Below are 18,998 nucleotides of genomic sequence, written 5' to 3' on the forward strand. Positions count from 1 at the left end.
TAGTGTCGAAATTACAGAAACAGGCTTAAACCTTGGTGGCGCCGTAGGGTTGGCAATTCCTGCCGTAATTGGCGCTAAGCTTGCAAACCCGGATAATCAAGTGGTGGGGATCATTGGCGATGGCGCTTTTCTGATGAGTCAAACTGAATTATTTACCGCCGCACATTTAAATATAGGGGCAATTTTTACCATTTTTAATGACGGTGAGTTAGCACAAATCTCTCAAGCTCAGCAAACACCTTATAATAAAAAAACCTGTACCGTATTACCTAATGTTAAATTTGAAGCTATCGCTCATGCCAGTGGTTGTCAGTATCTTCGAATAGAGTCGAATGATGATGTCAGTGAAAAACTTGCACAAGCAATTAGCTATGCGCAAGATAATACCCCTGTAGTGTTAGATGTAAATATTGATTACTCAAAGAAAACCCGCTTTACTCAAGGCATTATCACAACAAATTTAAAGCGGATGAAATTGCCAACCAAAGTTCGAATGATTTCAAGAGCTTTATGGCGCCGAGTTTAATAACGTAAAAATAAGTGGTTTGACCAGTTGATTTTATAGTAAATGTTCAATAATATAAAGTTAATATACAGGTCAGACCTATTTGGAGTTTATTCATGTTGACTTATAAAGCACCTATTGCAGATATAAAATTTCTTTTTGAAGATGTATTTGGTTATTACAAACATTACGAACAATTCCCTGAATTTGAAGAGGCTAGTCCTGATTTAGTTGATGCAATTTTACAAGAATGCGCAAAGTTTTCTGAAAATGAATTATTACCAATGAACCAAAGTGGTGATAAAGAAGGTTGTAAATTTGATAACGGTAATGTCACTACCCCAAAAGGTTTTAAAGAAGCGTATCAACAATATGTTGATGGTGGCTGGACAGGTATGGCGCACCCAGAAGAGTTTGGTGGTCAAAATCTACCTTATTCTTTAAACAGCGTGATGGCCGAGTGGTTTAGTTCTGCCAATCACTCTTGGGCCATGTACCCAGGTTTGAGTCAAGGTTGTATCGAAACCTTAAAGGCTCATGGCACCCCAGCACAACAAAAGATGTTTTTACATAACCTTGTTGGTGGCAGCTGGACAGGCACTATGTGCTTGACCGAGCCGCACTGTGGTTCTGACTTAGGTATGTTGAAATGTAAAGCCGAGCCAAACGCCGATGGCAGTTACAACATTACCGGAACCAAGATATTTATCTCGGCGGGTGAGCATGATATGTCAGAAAATATCGTGCACATTGTTATCGCCCGCTTACCGGATGCGCCTAGCGGTACTAAGGGTATTTCGTTGTTTGTGGTACCTAAGTTTCATGCTGGTGCTAACGGTGAAAAGCTTGAGCGAAACCAAGTCACTTGTGGATCGATTGAACACAAAATGGGCATTAAAGGTTCAGCGACTTGTGTGATCAATTTTGACGGTGCAAAAGGTTATTTGGTAGGAACTGAAAACCGTGGCCTTAACTGCATGTTCACCTTTATGAACACTGCCAGAATAGGCACAGGTTTAGAAGGATTGTCAGCTTCAGAAGCGGCATTCCAAGGTGCTTTGGCCTACGCTAAAGACCGACTTCAGTTTAGAGCCATGACAGGTGTTAAAAACCCAGATGGTCCGGCCGATCCCATTATTAATCACCCTGATGTGCGCCGTATGTTGTTAACTCAAAAAGCCTTCGCAGAAGGAAATAGAGCGTTGGCCATCTACGCGATGCAATTAGTGGATATCACCCATGAAAGTCAAGACGAAGATGCCAAACAATTGGCTGAAGCTAAACTGGCTTTGTTAACGCCTATTCTTAAAGCGTTTTTAACAGAAACGGCGCAAGAAACTACCAGTTATGGTATGCAAGTGTTTGGTGGACATGGCTTTATAGCCGAGTGGGGCATGGAGCAGTTGGCCCGTGATACCCGTATTTGTACTATGTACGAAGGCACCACTGGTATTCAGGCCATTGATTTGTTGGCCAGAAAAGTGGCAGGCTCGAACGGCAAGTTACTCACAGTATTTACCAACGACGTGAAAGATTACTGTAAGAGCATTCGCGATAAGAGCCAGTTTAATGCTTGGTCGAATAGTATCGACAAACATATTGATGAATGGCATCAAATCACCCAAGACATTATGCAACGTGCCGCCAAAAATCCTGCGGAACTAGGTGCAGCTTCGGTGGATTATTTGATGTACTCAGGTTATATAGTGATTGGTTACTTCTGGCTTAAAATGGCTGTGGTTGCGCAACAAAAACTTGATGAAGGTACCAGTGACCCTGAGTTTTATAAAGCCAAGTTACACACGGCTAAATTCTACTTTGACCGTTTGTTAACCCGTACGCGCTCTTTAGTTTCGGCTATGGAATCAGGTGCTGATAACCTAATGGACATGGAAGAAGAGCAGTTTAATATCGTTTAAGCACCTTATAAGGCGTTTAAGAATATTCAAAGGTGAACATGTCAAAGTGTTCACCTTTTTTATTGGAAAAAGTGTGGAGACTGGTATGAAACATCAAACTATCAATATTGAAAATGTGAACCTTCATTATGTTGAAGCTGGCGTTAATAATATTAGCGATTTACCACGAGAGACCATAATATTTCTCCATGGCTTTCCTGAATATTGGGGAACATGGCATGCCCAGCTGGATTATTTTGCAAAAGACTATCGGGTTATAGCGCCGGACTTACCCGGCTATAATTTAAGTGATAAGCCAAGTGATAAAAGCTTTTTTGAAGTGCCCAATTTAATTCAATTTATCGCAAAGTTTATTCAAGGGGTGGCACCTAATGAAAAAATAGTGCTGGTGGCTCACGACTGGGGCGGGGCAATTGCTTGGCCGTTAACAGCGTTTTTTCCAGATTTAATCAAGCGTTTAGTGATCCTTAATGCTGCGCATCCTAGTACCTTCACCCGTGAAATGATCCACAACCCAGAGCAACGACAAAAAAGTGAATATATTCACCAACTAATCGCCCCAGACGCTGCAACAAGGTTATCTGAAAACCAATATCAATACCTTAAAGACAAAATATTCGGCGGGATGCGCGCGGGCACTTTAAGCCATGCCCAGTGCCAAGCCTATCAAGATGTGTGGGCAATACCCGGCGCTGTCGACGGTATGTTGCAATACTACCGCGCTATGCCACAACTGGCACCTTCTGAAAACTCTAATGGCGATACAAGTTCACACGTGATCTCAACCACTCAAATGAAAATACCCAATATTCGGATCAGCTGTCCAACGCTAATTTTATGGGGCGAGCAAGACCAAGCATTTGTTAAAGAAAATATTGATGGCATTGAAGAATACGTGCCCAAGGTACAAGTAAAGCGATTTCCGCAAGCGAGTCATTGGTTGCAACATGAATTACCAGATGAAGTGAATCGAGAAATACAAGATTTCCTAGTGGCAAGTTCTTAAAAAGAATATAAAACAAAACTAGTAGCTTAGTGTTGATTTTGTTCAAATAAAGGTATTCAGACTTTTTGGGGATGAGTGTTTTATGAATGTAAATCTTTCTTGTCGATGCAAAGCGGTTCAAGGTGTGGCGCTTAACCTGACCCCTAAAAACGGTAACCGTTTGGTTTGCTGTTGTGACGATTGCCAAGCCTTTGCCAATTATCTCAACCAAGAGGGCGATATTTTAGATGAGTTTGGTGGCACTGAAATTTTTCAAACCTCACAATCGCAAGTTAGAATTGACAGTGGAGCAGAACATTTACGCTGTTTACGCCTAAAACCTAAAGGCTTAAATCGCTGGTATAGCCATTGTTGCAATACACCAGTGGCGAACACTATGGGCGCGAAATCTCCCTTTGTTGGGTTAATTCACAGCTTTATTAATATCGAAGGTGAGCGCCACAACACCCTTGGTGCCATTAGAACTTATGTGCAAACACAACATGCCCACGGCACACCTACTTATCCGCACAAAGCAGATAAATTCCCTTTAGGTATTACGCTGCGGATGATTAGGATGATGCTGATGTGGAAACTTAAAGGTATGCACCAACCCTCAGCTAAGTCATTAATACCAAATTGAGTTGTAGAATAGCTATTATGAGCGAGAAAAACCTCCACATCCTTCACAAACGCACACCCAAAGTTTATGAAAATAATGCCAAGCTTTGGGATCAGCAACGACCACGAGTATTGTTTGAACAACTTTGGCTAGATAAATTCCTATCAACATTACCAGCTAATGGAAGTGTGTTAGATGTAGGTTGTGGCGCTGGGGTGCCTATTTCAGAATATTGTTTATCAAAAGGGTTTCAATTAAGCGGTCTTGATATCTCAGCGGCGATGTTAACTATTGCCAAATCGCGGTTTCCAGCGGCTAATTGGATAGCAATGGATATGCGAGATTTACAACTCGAGTCAACCTTTGATGGGATTATTAGTTGGGACGGTTTTTTCCATTTAACCCAACAAGAGCAGCGCCAAACCTTGGGTTTATTTGCAAAGCACCTTAACCCTAAGGGGTCGCTTATGTTAACCATAGGCCACGAGGAGGGTGAGGTGACGGGCACTGTGGCGGGTGAACAGGTTTATCATGCTAGTTTAGCGCCTGAAGAATATCGAACTATCCTCACATCTCTTGGTTTTAAAGAAGTCGAGATGGTTCTTCAGGACCCAGAATGGGAGTTTCACTCAATTTTATTGGCGACAGCCAAAGACTAACCTTTGGCTTAGCAACCTCTACTTGGTGTTAAATTTTCCCTACTTCGTACCATTTCCTGATCCAGCTATCCACAGGATAAAGAATCTTGTAAAAGGCGGGCACAACCAAGAGTGCCAAGATAGTAGAGCTAACTAAACCGCCGATCACCGATAATGCCATAGGGGAGTTCATCTCGTGGCCTGCACCGCTGCCAAATGCCAGTGGCATCATAGCGCCCACCATGGCAAAAGTAGTCATTAAAATCGGTCGTAGGCGTTTTTCACCGGCATGGATCAGGGCATCGTCCACTGATTCGCCATCTTTAATGGCGCGGTTGGCAAAGTCCACTACTAAGATGGCATTTTTACCTACCATTCCCAAGAGTAAAATGATGCCTATCATTACAAACAAAGAGAAGTTATTACCACTTAGTCCTAGCGCAGTTATCACCCCAGTAAAGGCTAAGGGCATAGTCACCATGATGATAATAGGTTGAATGAGAGACTCGTATAAGGCCGCCAGAATCAAAAAGATTAACACCACAGCCAATGCCACAGCTGCAGCAAAAGCAACGCCAGTCTCTTGCATACTTTCTACATCACCTGCAAAAATGTAGTTGTAGCCTTCTGGCAGTAATGCCTCGATATTATCTTCGACCTGAGACACGATAGAATTAAGAGGAACATTCGACAAGTTACTGCTTACCATCACTTTTCTTTCACGATCAAAACGATTAACCGTAGCTATGGAGCGACTTTGTTCAAAATTGACTAAGCCATCAAGAAATACATATTCACCATTGCTGGCGTGGATTTGTAGTTTCTTAAGGCTATTCATATCGGCACGGCTTTTATCATCAAATCTTAGGGTGATATCGTATTCTCTGCCGTTTTGTTCGAAATTACTGATTTTGCTTTCGCTGGAATAATTTGAATTCAGTAAAGCGGCGATTTGTGAAGCGGTTATGCCTAGTCGCGTGGTGTTTTGCCTGATCATCGAAATGGTGATCTCGGGTTTCCCATCCTGATAATCACTGTCGACATCCACGGCTCCTTCAAATTTGCCCAACATATCTGATACCTTATCTGATATTTCTTTTAGCGTGTTTAAGTCATCACCAGTGATCACAATTTGCACCGGGGCATTACTAGTACCCGTGCTGATGGGGGGGATTTTCTCGATCGCTAATTTCATAGAGTTGAGAGATTTAAATTGCTCACGGTATTTTGAAATGACTTCAGATTGACCTAGAGGGCGTTGTTCAATAGGTTTCAATTTTACATACACTAGCGCTTTGTGGGATTCTTTTGCGGCGCTATAGCCAATACTTAGGGCATGATATTCAACCATTCCATCTTTGGCTACGGCTTCTAAAATGGGAGACATTCTGCGTTTCATTTCCTCAATAGAGGTACCTACTTCCGCTTTGGCGGTAATTTGAAATTCGCTATCGTCTTCAGCAGGCACAAAATCCATGCCCACGTTAGTGAATATCTGGCTCGATAAAATAAGAAATCCAAAGGTCACAATAACAGTGAGGTATTTAAACTTGATTAGGGGTTTAAGAATTTTTACATAGCCATTATCTAATGCTTCTAAAAGCGGTTCGGTTTTTTTATGAAAAGTGGTTTCTTTGTGACGTAATACTCTTGCGCCAACTGTGGGAATAAACATTATTGCCACAAAATACGATAAGGTAATGCCGCAAGCAACGGTAATAGCAAAAGCGTTAAAAAACTTGCCGATTATGCCATCCATAAAGGCAACCGGGATAAATACCGCTAATAACATGGCTGAAATAGCTAATAACGAAAAGGCAATTTCGTGGACGCCTTCGTAGGTCGCTTGAAACGCTTCCATTCCCGATTCCATCTTTTTACTGATATTTTCAATCACCACTATGGCGTCATCAATAAATATTCCTATCGCAAGGGTCAAGCCAATTAAGGTGAGTTTGTTTAGGTCATAACCTAGATAGTCTATGATAGCAAAGGTACCAATAATCGAAGTAGGGATCGCCAAAGCAGACACTATAGTGGCAGTGAAGTTTCGCAAAAACATAAACACGATTACTATGGATAGCACAGCACCGAATACTAAATCAAACTTTACCTGATCGACACTTTGGATGATTTTACCTGATTGGTCTTTGATTAAGGTGATGTCGTATTCATCGCCAGCTAAGGCTTGAATTTCAGGCAAAATTTGTTTGGTTTGGTTGATAATACCAATCACGTTGGTGCCAGAAATCTTCATGATTTTTAGCATCACGCCCGCTTGCCCATTAAACGATGAATAACTTTCAACATCGCTTAATCCATCAAAAACAGTGGCAATATCTTTTAACGGCAATCCAGGTTTTATTTCAATGTTTCCAAGTGATGCAATGTTTTTGGCGTCTCCTTGAAACTTAATAATTAACTCTTGTTTATCATTAATACTTTTGCCCGAGCTGGATTTGAAGTTTTCTTGGCTAATGATGTTTTGCAATTCGATGGCTGAAATATTGTATTTATTCAGCAAATAAGGGTCGACTAAAATACGAATTTCTCGGTCTTGATAGCCATCAATGGTGACATCACCCACATTTGGAATGCGCTGTAACTTGGGTTTGATTTTTTCATCAACCAACTGCATTAATGCCGACATATCACCGCTTTTTGTGGCAACAAACATACTTATTGCTTCACCGGCAGTACTGATTTTTTGGACCACAGGGGCTAGGGCGTTTTCTGGTAATATAATCGCGCCTATTTTATCTCTGACGTCATTGGCCGCCTCGCTGATATCTCGATCAAGGTCAAACTGCACCACAACTTGGCTTAGACCCTCAAAACTGGTAGAGCTTAACTTATCAATACCACTTATGCCTGACACCGACTCTTCAATTTTATCGGTGATTTTAGATTCAACGGTTTTGGCGTCAGCTCCTGGGTAGGTTGTGAGTATGGTAATTATTGGAAAATCTACGTTGGGGTAGAGCGCCAATGGCATAGAAGAGTATGACTTGAGACCAAAAATTATCAGTGCCATCACGGCCATAAGAATGGTGATGGGGCGATTAATTGCAAATTTATACATAGGACTACTCTTGGCTATCTGCTACTGAGGTATTATTTGCATCTGAGGTGATAATTTTGCCTTCACCAAATAGACCCACTTTTAAATCTTTGGCTTGCACTTGCAATGCAATTTTGCGGTTGTCACCATTCACCTCAGGGTAAATTCGAAAAATTTTGCCTGTGTACTGGGTTTCATCACCATCAACTTTATACAAAAAGAGATCGCCAATTTTCACATCGCTGTTATATTTTTGGTCAAACTCCACCACTAAAATCCGAGCGCTTTCACTTTGAATATTAAAGGCTGTTTTAAGCATCTGACCGCTGACTACATCACCCAACTCAATCATTCTTTTGGTGATCACGCCATCAAAAGGCGCACGTAAGATTGTTTTAGCGTATTGAGTTTTTTCAATCTCTATATGGGCTTTTATGGCCTCGTAAGCTTGAGCATATTTATCCAGCATGGACTTATCAATTAGCTTTTGTTTATACAAGCCTTGATGCCTTTGGTAGTCCAACTTGGCATATTTTAGGGTGACTTTTGAGGCATTATTAGTGGCGACTAAATCTTCACTAGCTAAGGTCGCCAGCACGTCCCCCTTTTTAACCACACTCATAATGTCTACATGTAGTTCTTTCACTATGCCGCTGGAGTTAAAGGCCAAACTTGCCCCCTGTTTGGCAAATACCGTAAAGGTTGCGTAAATTTCTTTTGCATGTACGTTGGTCATGCAAAGAGCTAGTGCTAACGCTATTATTTTTTTCATTTTTTTATCTCTATCAAATCGAATAGGGTGCTTATATATTCTCTAAATGCTTGTTTCAAATCTTGGCCATCTGCCCATGCTACAAGCATAAATCCTCGTTCTGCTTTTATTATTCCGTCAATGAGGTTTCTAGAAATTTCCTTGATTTCACCTTTATCTATGCCTTCCTCGATGATGTCTTCGAGGATATTTCTGACAAATTCTGAGCATTCTCGATTGAATTCCACCATTGGGTTACATTTTGAAGACAAGGTGATGCTTAGGTACTCTCGGTAAAAATCCAAGTGCTTTTCATAAGGATTCGTTTCGGATAAGAAAAAATCGAACAGATAGATTATTTTTTGTTTGGTTGAGGTTTGTTTGTCGTTCTGGCTTAACAAGTTTTGATGATGTTCTGCGATAAAATTGCGAATAATCTCAAATACTATTTCTTCTTTATTGGCAAAATAGTCATACACAGTACCTTTGCCAATGCCTGCGGTTTTAGCAATTTCGGTAATGGTTAGATTTTTTAAGCCTTTTTCCAAAAGCAGCTCGGTACAAGCGGCTGCAATGTCTTTTCTCTTTTGGTCTTTATCTACTTTGATCGCCATGAATACCTACTAAAAGACTCTTTATGTGCCACCCAACAAATGACCGACAGTCGGTCATTAGTTGGGAGTGTAATTTAAGTCAAATAGAAAATACAATTTTTTTGGTCTATTTATTAATACCTATGACGCTAAACTGAATTAAGATAGGCCTGTAGGTTTGAATTGAACTGCAAAGTTGTTGCGATGGATGACTAGAGGGTAAGTACCCTTTAGCGCGTACAAATTATTACTCGTTTGTGGTAGGATTAAATCCTACTAATTAAGCTTTAGAGAAACTTATGGCAATGGTAAAGAAAAGTATCACAGTAACTGATACTCAAGATGTTTGGATGCAATCACAGCTTGAAACAGGAAATTACAGTACAGACAGCGAGTTAATTCGTGACGCATTGCGGGAGAAGCAAATGCGAATTGACGAGATAAACTATATTCGAGAAAAGTTGATTAGTGCGGAAAATAGTGGGTATAGCCTACAGACGCCTGATGAAATTAGGAATATGGTGAAAACTCGCTTAAAGAAAGATGTCTGATTACTTCTTAAAACTTTCGCTCACAGCACAAAATGATCTTAGCGCTATTTATGAAGAAGGTTTCCTTAACTGGGGAGAAATACAAGCTGACTTTTATTACGATGGTATAATAAACCACTTCAATACCTTATGTGAAAACCCTTATCTATACCAAAATGTCGATGAAATTCGTCAAGGTTATAGAAGAAGTGTTTGCGGTAAGCACTCAGTTTATTACAGGGTAATTAATGATACTGTTGAAATTATGGGGCTAGTCAAGCGTCAAAATCGTTACAATTAGCTTAGTTCGCCAAACGGCCGGTTTGGCGCGAATTTTTCCTTGCAGATGTGACAACCTTGGCGGCTTCAATTCGCTCATTAAAGTCTGAATGGCCAAGCTAAAACCTTAAAAACTTTACACACTGGATGTCAACTACTGCTGTTTAGTAGGATCACTTATGCCTTTTCCTCAACACACCAACCACATCTGATAAATTCAAATCGCTAGCCTGTAGCAATACAATTAGGTGATACAACAAATCAGCAGATTCGTTTTTTAATTCTTCTAAGTCTTTTACAGTGGCGGCTAGAGCGGTTTCGACCCCTTCTTCTCCTACTTTTTGGGCGATTCGTTTTATGCCTTTGCTGTAGAGGTGTGCGGTGTAGCTAGAGTCGGGATCTGCGCCTTTACGTGAGGCAATCACAGATTCTAATTCAGAGATAAAACTGATGTCAGCTGATTGGCTATCAGCCCAGCAAGTTTCGGTGCCTTTGTGGCAAGTAGTGCCAACAGGATTAACTAAAGCAAGTATCGAATCGTTATCACAATCACTGCTAATTTCCACGAGATTAAGGCTATTGCCAGACTCTTCGCCTTTGGTCCACAAGCGCTGTTTTGAGCGACTAAAAAATGTCACTAAACCTGTTTCTAAGGTTTTACCTAATGCGTCTTGGTTCATAAACCCTTGCATTAACACTTTGCCGCTTACTGCATTTTGCACAATACATGGAATAAGGTTATCCATCTTGTCCCAAGCTAAATTTACCACTGTGTCTTTTGTAATAATCATCTTAATCTCTTATGGCTATATTTTGTTTACGCAAGTATGCCTTCAATTCTGGTATGGGGATAATGCCTTTATGAAACACCGAAGCTGCTAATGCGCCGTCTACATCGGCTTGTTCAAATACATCCTTAAAGTGAATGCTTTCACCTGCGCCGCCTGAGGCAATTAAAGGTACTTTGCAACTTTGTCTGATTGCCGACAGTTGTTTAATATCGTAGCCCTGACGCACACCATCTTGATTCATGCAGTTAAGCACAATTTCTCCGGCACCTCTTTGTTGCACTTCTTTAATCCAATCGGCGGTTTGCCATGCAGTCACTTGGGTGCGTGATTCGTCGCCTGTGTATTGATGCACTTGGTATTGTCCGGTTTCTTCATTGAAAAAACTGTCGATGCCCACCACTACACATTGTTGACCGTAAGTATCGTGTAAACGGGTGATCAGTTCTGGGTCGGCCAAAGCGGGTGAGTTGACGGATATTTTGTCGGCGCCCATTTCTAATATTTTACCGGCGTCTTCGATGGTTTTGATACCACCGGCTACACAAAATGGGATATCAATGACCTGTGCAATACGGGTGACCCAGCTTTTATCTACCACGCGCTGATCGCTGGATGCTGTGATGTCGTAAAATACTAACTCATCTGCCCCTTGCTGTGCGTATTGCTGGGCTAAGGGTACAATGTCACCAATGATTTCGTGATTACGAAATTTAACCCCTTTGACTACTTTGCCGTCTTTGACATCTAAGCAGGGAATAATACGTCTAGCTAACATTAAATATTACCCTACCTTAGTTAACCAGTTGTGTGTGTCGGGTGTTTTGCCCCACTGAATGTCATTCAATGCTTGGCGTAATTTTTGGGTCGTTGGACCATGCTCACCTGTGCCAACTGGGTACTCTTTGCCGTTGTGAATAAGTGTACCAACCGAGGTGAGTACTGCTGCAGTACCAGAAAGGGCGGCTTCAACATTAGGTTTGGCAGCTCTCTCAAGTAATTCGGTAACGCTTAATTGGGTTTCGGTCACTTTCATTCCCATATCGGCGGCTAGGGTTAAAATAGAGCCGCGGGTTACACCGTGTAAAAACGAAGAATCTAAGGCTTTGGTAATCACTTCGTTGCCATCTATAAGTATGAAATTGGCCGCACCGGTTTCTTGTACATCACCATTGGGACAAAATAATATTTGGTCAGCTTGCACATCTTGTTTGGCAGCTAAAATAGGGCCTAATGCGCTGGCATAGTTGCCACCACTTTTTACCATACCCATATGCGGAGCACAGCGCATGCCTGTTTCGTCTAGTAATAATCTAAGAGGTTTAGCACCACCAGAGAAGTAGTCGCCTACAGGGGACGTAAGCACATAAATCATCGAGCTTGCACTGGGCGCGGCGGCTTTACCTATAGCGGCTTCAGTGCCTATGTGGGTCGGGCGGATATACATTGAGCCGGGAGGCTCTGGAATATCGGCGCTGTATTGTTCTACTATGTCCAATATCATCTGCGAGACTTGCCCTTGGTCTATATCAGGCAACGACAATAAACGGCTACTTTGAGCAAAACGGTTGAGGTTTTGATCCATACGAAACACATGAATACTACCATCCGCATGCTTAAAGGCTTTTAGTCCTTCAAAACAGGTGCTTGAATAATGTAAAACATGGGCACCGGGATGTAACTGGATGCTGTCGGATGCAACAATGTTTGCTGCATTCCACTGATTATTTTCAAAGCTAGTGTATGCCATCTTGGGCATAAACACTGTTCCAAAAGCCGCCATGATAATTTCCTAATTTGTTGTTTTTAAAGTGCTTACTAATATAATTTGTGCTGATTATATACCGCTGTTCCAACACGCAATGGCTTGCTCTACGGTAAATTTACCTTCTAGTAGTGCGCGTCCTAAAATCACGCCACTGACGTTAGTCGGTTTAAGTATGGCTATATCATCCAGATTACCAATACCACCAGAGGCTTGCCAACCTACAGTTGGAAATTGTTCGGTCATCTGGGTGTAAAGTTGATGATTCGCGCCTTGCAAAGTGCCGTCACGGCTGATGTCGGTACATAACACGTGTTTAGCGCCCACTGATAATAAGTCTTCGAGCAAGGCTTCAATCGACACGCCTGAATTTTCTTGCCAGCCGTGGGTTGCGATAAACTTATTCCCCGACTCGTCAATGTTTATATCTAAAGCTAACACTATGGCATCGGCACCGTATTTAGTTATCCAGCCTTTCACCAGCTCTGGCTCTTTTACTGCCAACGAGCCTATCACCACACGTTTAACGCCAATATTTAAAAGTTGCGCTACGTCTGCTTCGCTACGAATGCCACCGCCTGCTTGAAAGTCCATACGGTTGGTGGCAACCATTTTACCTATCAAGTCGAGTTGGCGTTTACTGGTGTTTTTAGCGCCCGTTAAATCAACTATGTGTAACCATTTTGCACCTTGATCGGCGTAGCTGTTAACCACATCAATAGGGTCGAGTTTATATTCGGTTTTCTGCTCATAGTCGCCTTGGTATAAACGTACGACTGAGCCATCTATTAAATCAATTGCTGGGATGATCATGAGTAACCTTGTTAATCTCTTGGTCTTATAATTCGATAAAGTTTTTCAAAAGTTGTGCACCCGCATCGCTGGAACGCTCAGGGTGAAATTGCACCCCAAAAAAGTTGTCCTTGTGAAGCGCCGCAGAAAAGTCCATACCATATTGGCAACTGGCCATTGTGAATTCTGAAACCGCCACCGCAAAGCTGTGCACAAAATAAAAGTAGCTACCGCTGTCTAGGCCTTTAAATAATGGTGCACCGGCAACTGGGGTAATGGTATTCCAGCCCATGTGCGGTAAACGTAAAGCACCTACTTGCATACGCTGCACTTGCCCGGGTATAAGACCTAAACAAGGTGTATTACCGCTTAGACTCTCTTGGGATGATTCAACCATCAACTGCATGCCTAAACAAATGCCTAATACCGGCTGAGTTAAGCCTTGAATACAATTGCTAAGTTGTTTCCTCTCTATGCTTGCCATCGCTGTATGAGCACTGCCTACACCAGGTAAAAATACCTTGTCGGCTTGTTGAATGACCGCTAAATCATCACTCACTGTGACTTTTTGGCCTAAACGTTCAAGGGCAAATTTCACCGATGAAATATTCGCGCAGCCGGTATTCACAATGACTATTTGTTGAGCCGCCATATTTACAGTGCACCTTTTGAGCTAGGTAAGGCTTCACCTTGTTTATGAATGGCTTGGCGTAAGGCGCGGCCAAATACTTTAAATAAGCTCTCAACTTGGTGGTGAGCGTTGCCTTCGGTGGTAGAAAGGTGCAACGACAACCCCATAGATTGTGCTAAAGAATAGAAAAAATGTGGCACCATTTCGGTGGCCATGTCGCCCACTTGTTCGCGGCTAAATTCAGCTTCAAACTTAAGATGCGGTCGGTTAGAAATATCTAAAATACACTCGGCGCGGCATTCATCCATTGGTAAGGCAAAACCAAAGCGGCCTATGCCTCGTTTATCGCCTAAGGCTTTTTTAAGGGCATCGCCTAACGCAAGGGCGGTGTCTTCAACGCTGTGGTGGTCGTCTATGTGTAAATCGCCGTCTACTTTTAAGGTAAGTTCAAAGCCGCCATGGGTGGCAATTTGATCCAGCATATGATCAAAAAAGCCAAGGCCAGTCTCGATAGTTGACTTAGCACTTGAGTCCAAATCTACCGTCACATGAATATCGGTTTCTGAGGTTTTACGCACCACAGAGGCAACGCGGCTTGAGGCCAATAATTGTTTTTCAATCTGCTGCCAATTTAAGTTTTCGCGATCATATTGGATCCCGACTATGCCCATATTTTGTGCTAGTTGCATATCGGTTTCACGATCGCCAATCACAAAAGAGCGGGTAAAATCGACTTTGCCTTGTTGCAAGTAGTCTTTGACTAAACCGAGTTTAGGTTTACGGCAACTGCAGTTGTCGGCGTCGAAATGTGGGCAAATCAATACCTCATCAAACAGTACACCTTGGCTTGAAAAAATATCCATCATTTTATCGTGGGCTAAGTCAAAATCAGTTTGCGGAAAACTAGCTGTGCCTAGGCCGTCTTGATTCGACACCATCACTAAACGAAACCCACTTTGCTGTAGCTTTAAAAGTACCGGGATCACTTGTGGTTCGAACACCAATTTATCGAGGTTATCTAATTGTTTGTCGATGGCCGGCTCTTCAACTAAAGTGCCGTCACGATCGATAAAAAGAATGGCTTGTTGGCTCATGCTGTTTGTTCCTGCTGCGAGAAAAAGCTTGCCATTAAGGCCAGCAATTTTTCATTTTGTTGTTGAGTACCCAGAGAAATACGAAGGCAATTTTCTAAGTTATGTTGTTTAGATTGATCGCGAATAAGTACCGAGTTAGCCACTAAAAAGTCCATCAATGCTTGCTTTAGAGGGTGTCTGAATAAAATAAAATTAGCTTTGTCATCGCCTATCAATTCTAATTCTGGAAACTGTAATAATTGTTGCTTTAGTTGCTGTTTTTGAATGCCCAAATACTCTACTTGCTGTGTCATTTGTTGTAACCCGCTGTTACTCAGCGCTTGAGCAGCTATTTGTGCCACAGGCTCGGGCACAGGGTAGGGCGCAATCACTTTCATAATATTGTGGATCACCTCGCTATTCGCCAAGGTAAAACCACAACGTAGCCCCGCCAATGCAAAAGCTTTAGATAGTGTGCGCAATACCACTAAGTTAGGGTAATTTGCCAGTTCAGGCGCCCAAGTATTTTGTGCATCAAATTCAATATAAGCTTCATCAACCACTACTAAGGCCGAATCGGCGAAATGGGTTAACACTTGTTGTAATTGTTCTTTGTCTACGGAAGTTCCAGTGGGATTATTCGGTGAACAAATAAATACTAAGTTGACTTGGCCTTGAAAACTTTTAATGGTCTCAAGATTTAAACTAAAGTCGTTATTTAACGGTGCTTTTTCGATAGCTACATTGCAGGTTTCGGCACTAATGGCGTACATACCGTATGTCGGCGGACAAATTAAGATTTTGTCCTTGCCTGGCGTGCAAAAGGTGCGAATAAGTAGTTCAATTCCTTCGTCTGCACCACGGCTAATAAGTAATTGATTGTTTTGCACGCCCGCATATTCAGCGTAAGGCAATAAAACGCTCGGTGGTTGGCAATCGGGGTATCGATTTAAGTGGTCGCTATCAATACTGTAGTCATTGGCAAAAGGGGACTCATTAGCATTTAGCCAAGTTTCGCTGTTACTGTCGCCACCTGCAAAAATTCGTCTTGCTGATTCGTAAGGTTTTAACGCTTTTAAGTTTTCAGCAACCAATTTATCGATTAAAGCGCTCATGACATACTACCTTGGGTTTGCTTGGCATCGAGTCTTAATTTCACCGCTTGTTTGTGAGCGTCTAAGCCCTCAGCATCTGCCAAATCCATAATGGCATTACCGATGTTTTGTAAGCCTTGGTAACTGAGCTGTTGCACAGTGTAACGGCGCATAAAGTCGGCTAAACCTAAGCTTGAATAATTGCGGGCATAACCATAAGTGGGTAAAACATGGTTGGTGCCACTGGCATAATCACCGGCTGATTCGGGTGACCACTGTCCAACAAATATTGAGCCAGCGTTAGTGAGCTTATCTAAGCTGTCACGGGCATTTTTGATTTGTACAATTAAGTGTTCCGGCGCATAACTATTACTGACTTCAAAGGCTTGTTCTAAGCTGTCGGTCAGGATATAACGGCTGTTTTGAATGGCCTGTTCGGCAATCTCTTTTCTGCTTAATTGGGTCAACTGTAAGGAGACTTGCAGCTTAACCTCATCAATTAGTTCACTGCTATTAGAAATTAAAACCGCTTGTGAGTCGGTGCCGTGCTCTGCTTGAGATAATAAATCGGCAGCCACAAACACCGGATTGGCTTGGGTATCGGCAATCACCAACACTTCAGATGGACCTGCTGGCATATCAATGGCAGGGCCTGCTGGAATACGACTTACCTGTTGTTTGGCTTCGGTCACATAACTATTGCCGGGACCAAAAATTTTATCGACTTTAGGTATGCTTTCGGTGCCTAATGCTAAAGCGGCAATCGCCTGCGCACCGCCTACTAGGTAAATTTCGTCGATGCCACATAAACTGGCTGCATAGCGAATTTCAACGGCTATTTGCCCTTCTTTGTTGGGGGGCGTACATAGCACTTTGCGTGGGCAACCTGCTACTTGAGCCGTTGCGCCCAGCATTAATACGGTTGACGGTAACGGCGCTGTGCCACCTGGGATATACAATCCTACCGATGCTAATGGTGCGTGTTTAAGTTCGCACACTACGCCGGGCGTGGTTTCCACTTCGACATCTTCTGGGTATTGCGCTTGGTGAAATGCCTTAATATTGGCATAGGCTTGATCTATGGCCCATTTCACTTCGGGCTTTAACTCGCTAGCAAAACTACCTAAAGAACTATCACTAAAACGTAATCCATCCAATTTTGCGCCATCAAATCGTTCAGTCAATTGCAACAAAGCAGCATCACCTTGTTGCTTAACCTGCTGAATAATACCGGCAACAGTATCGCTCAACGCTTGGCTATCGGCGAGTGCAGGTCTACTTAACAGCTCGGCTTGTTGTTTTGGGGTCAATTTTGGCCAATTTTGCATGACGGAACTTTGCCTCTACTTACTTGTGCTTTTTTGTCGTTAAGACATCATTTTTTCAATTGGCATCACTAGGATTGAACTACAACCCAAAGCCTTAAGTTTTTCCATGGTTTCCCAAAATAGAGTTTCAGGGCTTACTACATGGATGGCAACTGTATCGTCGTTACCCGCAAGAGGCAGTACAGTAGGGTTTTCTGAGCCTGGTAGTAAACTTTTGACTTGTTCCAAATAGGCTTTAGGCGCGTGAAGCATGATGTATTTACTTTCTTTGGCCTGGGTTACACCATCCATACGTGGCAACATTTTGCTGATAAGAGCTTGTTTGGCTGCTGGCATCTCGCCGCCGCGTTGAATAAATACTGCTTTGGAGACAAATATTTCGTCGGCTTCTTGTAAACCATTGGCTTCAAGCGTGGCACCGGTAGACACTAAGTCACAGATTGCATCGGCCACACCGGCTCGAGGGGCAACTTCAACCGAGCCTGTTAACATCACAGTGCTGGCATTAATGTTCTTTTCTTTGAAAAAACGTTCAAGTAAATAAGGGTAAGTGGTAGCGACCTTTTTACCTTCTAAAGATTGCACCCCTTGGTAATCCATTTCGTTTGGCACCGCAAGAGACAAACGGCAACCACCGTAATCTAAACGTCTTAACTCTGTGTATTCAGCTTGTTTACCGGCGGCTTGACGCTCAAGCATTTTTTCTTCGAGTTCGTTTTGACCAATAAAGCCTAAATCAACCGCACCATCCATGACTAAACCGGGAATGTCGTCGTCACGTACTAACAATAAATCGATAGGTTGATTGGTAGAATGTGCAATCAACAAACGATCACGAATTTGTAGTTTAATGCCAATGGCCTTTAATAACGCGATACTGTCGTCGCTTAAACGGCCCTTTTTTTGTACGGCTATACGAAGTCTGTTGCTATCACTCATGTTAGTTTTCAATCCTATTTTAATATTTATCGCTTAAGCAGCTGATTAAGCTCCAAAAGAAAAACCCCCGAAAGATGCCTTCCGAGGGTTTAGAGTGTGTCTGCGCCGCTAGAAGGTTCCAATAGACCTTCCAGCAAATACCTGAAAGGTTATGCTATATGATGATGGACGACTGCTTTCAGGGTATTGTTCATAATATTTTGGACTCGATAAAATCACTGCGCTTCAATGGCGCATACATTATTCAATCGGCCCGATTAATGCAAGACTATTTAAGAACAAATCAGCGGTTTTCTTACAATTTTATTAACTATGTTAGTCTAGAATCTCATGGTTGAATGTTTTATGAACAAAGTTGTCAAAATAACTGTGAACTCTTATTGGCCAAGTAGGAATAAATAATGACAAGTGATCTTTTATTTTCAGTACTTCCCCGTGAAGGTAAAGTGCCTATAGCGCACGATAGCCAAAAAGTTGCTCAGGTTGAAAAGCAAGAAAAGCTTAGGTCCTTGAGTGATGAAGAAAAAGAACTTAAAGGCGAGGAAAGAGACGCGAGAAAAAAACAACAACAGCAAAAAGAGAACGAGCAAGACTCTGAGCAAGAAGCTAATTCTGAACAAGTTAACCTAGACAATGACGAACTTGAAAAACAGCAACCCAAAGGGCCTAAACATTTGGATATTTATGTTTAGCATAAATAAACTT

20 protein-coding genes and 1 other annotated feature are annotated in these 18,998 nt (G+C 42.2%); of the genes, 8 read left to right on the forward strand and 12 right to left on the reverse strand.

Annotated elements, in window-relative coordinates; translation table 11 throughout:
- The 5 genes from Q0688_RS16530 to Q0688_RS16550 all read left to right on the forward strand — a co-directional run.
- Positions 1 to 526, forward strand: a 526-nt coding sequence (locus Q0688_RS16530; RefSeq protein ID WP_299079327.1) for a thiamine pyrophosphate-dependent enzyme, incomplete at its 5' end; no start/stop codon positions are given.
- A 95-nt stretch (positions 527 to 621) separates the two neighbouring features.
- Entirely contained in the window at positions 622 to 2,424 is a 1,803-nt protein-coding gene (locus tag Q0688_RS16535; protein WP_299079330.1) for an acyl-CoA dehydrogenase C-terminal domain-containing protein, read from the forward strand.
- 85 nt (positions 2,425 to 2,509) lie between these two features.
- A complete protein-coding gene (locus Q0688_RS16540; RefSeq protein ID WP_299079332.1) occupies positions 2,510 to 3,430 on the forward strand; it encodes an alpha/beta hydrolase in 921 nt (306 codons plus the stop codon).
- Between the two features lie 82 nt (positions 3,431 to 3,512).
- Positions 3,513 to 4,052, forward strand: coding sequence for a DUF6151 family protein (locus tag Q0688_RS16545; protein WP_299079335.1), 540 nt, complete (start codon positions 3,513 to 3,515; stop codon positions 4,050 to 4,052).
- Between the two features lie 17 nt (positions 4,053 to 4,069).
- The gene (locus tag Q0688_RS16550; RefSeq protein WP_299079340.1) at positions 4,070 to 4,690 is read left to right on the forward strand and encodes a class I SAM-dependent methyltransferase; all 621 of its coding nucleotides are present in this window, start codon (positions 4,070 to 4,072) and stop codon (positions 4,688 to 4,690) included.
- Positions 4,691 to 4,718: 28 nt separating this feature from the next.
- Here Q0688_RS16550 and Q0688_RS16555 read toward each other — a convergent pair whose 3' ends face one another.
- From Q0688_RS16555 to Q0688_RS16565, 3 genes are read right to left on the reverse strand one after another with little or no spacing between them, the layout of a single operon-like run.
- Complete coding sequence (locus tag Q0688_RS16555) at positions 4,719 to 7,751, reverse strand: efflux RND transporter permease subunit (RefSeq protein ID WP_299079342.1); 3,033 nt, start codon at positions 7,749 to 7,751, stop codon at positions 4,719 to 4,721.
- 4 nt (positions 7,752 to 7,755) lie between these two features.
- A complete protein-coding gene (locus Q0688_RS16560) occupies positions 7,756 to 8,502 on the reverse strand; it encodes an efflux RND transporter periplasmic adaptor subunit (RefSeq protein ID WP_299079345.1) in 747 nt (248 codons plus the stop codon).
- Positions 8,499 to 9,095 (reverse strand): TetR/AcrR family transcriptional regulator, encoded by a 597-nt coding sequence (locus tag Q0688_RS16565; protein ID WP_299079348.1) that lies wholly within the window; start codon positions 9,093 to 9,095, stop codon positions 8,499 to 8,501. Before Q0688_RS16565 ends, Q0688_RS16560 begins: the two co-directional genes overlap by 4 nt.
- 278 nt (positions 9,096 to 9,373) lie before the next feature.
- On the opposite strand from Q0688_RS16565, the gene Q0688_RS16570 reads away from it, so the two are divergent.
- The gene (locus Q0688_RS16570; RefSeq protein WP_299079352.1) at positions 9,374 to 9,625 is read left to right on the forward strand and encodes a type II toxin-antitoxin system ParD family antitoxin; all 252 of its coding nucleotides are present in this window, start codon (positions 9,374 to 9,376) and stop codon (positions 9,623 to 9,625) included.
- Positions 9,618 to 9,905: a type II toxin-antitoxin system RelE/ParE family toxin gene (locus Q0688_RS16575; RefSeq protein WP_299079356.1), complete on the forward strand. Its 288-nt coding sequence runs from the start codon at positions 9,618 to 9,620 to the stop codon at positions 9,903 to 9,905. Before Q0688_RS16570 ends, Q0688_RS16575 begins: the two co-directional genes overlap by 8 nt.
- Before the next feature lie 151 nt (positions 9,906 to 10,056).
- On the opposite strand, the gene hisIE is transcribed toward Q0688_RS16575, so the two are convergent.
- Genes hisIE through hisG form a run of 9 tightly spaced genes read right to left on the reverse strand, consistent with a single transcriptional unit; the run spans position 10,057 to position 18,293 of the window.
- The gene (hisIE, locus tag Q0688_RS16580) at positions 10,057 to 10,674 is read right to left on the reverse strand and encodes a bifunctional phosphoribosyl-AMP cyclohydrolase/phosphoribosyl-ATP diphosphatase HisIE (RefSeq protein ID WP_299079359.1); all 618 of its coding nucleotides are present in this window, start codon (positions 10,672 to 10,674) and stop codon (positions 10,057 to 10,059) included.
- A 1-nt stretch (position 10,675) separates the two neighbouring features.
- Positions 10,676 to 11,449: an imidazole glycerol phosphate synthase subunit HisF gene (hisF, locus tag Q0688_RS16585; protein WP_299079362.1), complete on the reverse strand. Its 774-nt coding sequence runs from the start codon at positions 11,447 to 11,449 to the stop codon at positions 10,676 to 10,678.
- Positions 11,450 to 11,455: 6 nt separating this feature from the next.
- Positions 11,456 to 12,454: a branched-chain amino acid aminotransferase gene (locus Q0688_RS16590; protein ID WP_299079365.1), complete on the reverse strand. Its 999-nt coding sequence runs from the start codon at positions 12,452 to 12,454 to the stop codon at positions 11,456 to 11,458.
- A 54-nt stretch (positions 12,455 to 12,508) separates the two neighbouring features.
- The gene (hisA, locus tag Q0688_RS16595; RefSeq protein WP_299079368.1) at positions 12,509 to 13,249 is read right to left on the reverse strand and encodes a 1-(5-phosphoribosyl)-5-[(5-phosphoribosylamino)methylideneamino]imidazole-4-carboxamide isomerase; all 741 of its coding nucleotides are present in this window, start codon (positions 13,247 to 13,249) and stop codon (positions 12,509 to 12,511) included.
- Positions 13,250 to 13,274: 25 nt separating this feature from the next.
- Positions 13,275 to 13,880, reverse strand: coding sequence for an imidazole glycerol phosphate synthase subunit HisH (hisH, locus tag Q0688_RS16600; RefSeq protein ID WP_299079371.1), 606 nt, complete (start codon positions 13,878 to 13,880; stop codon positions 13,275 to 13,277).
- Between the two features lie 2 nt (positions 13,881 to 13,882).
- Positions 13,883 to 14,953: a bifunctional histidinol-phosphatase/imidazoleglycerol-phosphate dehydratase HisB gene (hisB, locus tag Q0688_RS16605; protein WP_299079374.1), complete on the reverse strand. Its 1,071-nt coding sequence runs from the start codon at positions 14,951 to 14,953 to the stop codon at positions 13,883 to 13,885.
- The gene (gene hisC, locus Q0688_RS16610; RefSeq protein ID WP_299079377.1) at positions 14,950 to 16,047 is read right to left on the reverse strand and encodes a histidinol-phosphate transaminase; all 1,098 of its coding nucleotides are present in this window, start codon (positions 16,045 to 16,047) and stop codon (positions 14,950 to 14,952) included. Before hisC ends, hisB begins: the two co-directional genes overlap by 4 nt.
- On the reverse strand, positions 16,044 to 17,354 hold the full coding sequence (gene hisD, locus Q0688_RS16615) for a histidinol dehydrogenase (RefSeq protein ID WP_299079380.1): 1,311 nt from the start codon (positions 17,352 to 17,354) through the stop codon (positions 16,044 to 16,046). The genes hisC and hisD overlap by 4 nt, the downstream gene beginning before the upstream one ends.
- Positions 17,355 to 17,393: 39 nt before the next feature.
- Positions 17,394 to 18,293 carry an ATP phosphoribosyltransferase gene (hisG, locus tag Q0688_RS16620; RefSeq protein WP_299079383.1) on the reverse strand — a complete coding sequence of 300 codons (900 nt, stop codon included), beginning with the start codon at positions 18,291 to 18,293 and terminating at the stop codon, positions 17,394 to 17,396.
- 58 nt (positions 18,294 to 18,351) lie between these two features.
- Positions 18,352 to 18,465 (reverse strand) — a sequence feature (His leader region).
- Between the two features lie 229 nt (positions 18,466 to 18,694).
- Between hisG and Q0688_RS16625 the strand changes: the two genes are divergently transcribed.
- Positions 18,695 to 18,985: a hypothetical protein gene (locus Q0688_RS16625; protein WP_299079385.1), complete on the forward strand. Its 291-nt coding sequence runs from the start codon at positions 18,695 to 18,697 to the stop codon at positions 18,983 to 18,985.
- The last annotated feature ends 13 nt before the right edge of the window (positions 18,986 to 18,998 follow it).

This window comes from uncultured Paraglaciecola sp., assembly GCF_937123705.1.
In the GTDB taxonomy this organism is placed as follows: Bacteria; Pseudomonadota; Gammaproteobacteria; order Enterobacterales; family Alteromonadaceae; genus Paraglaciecola.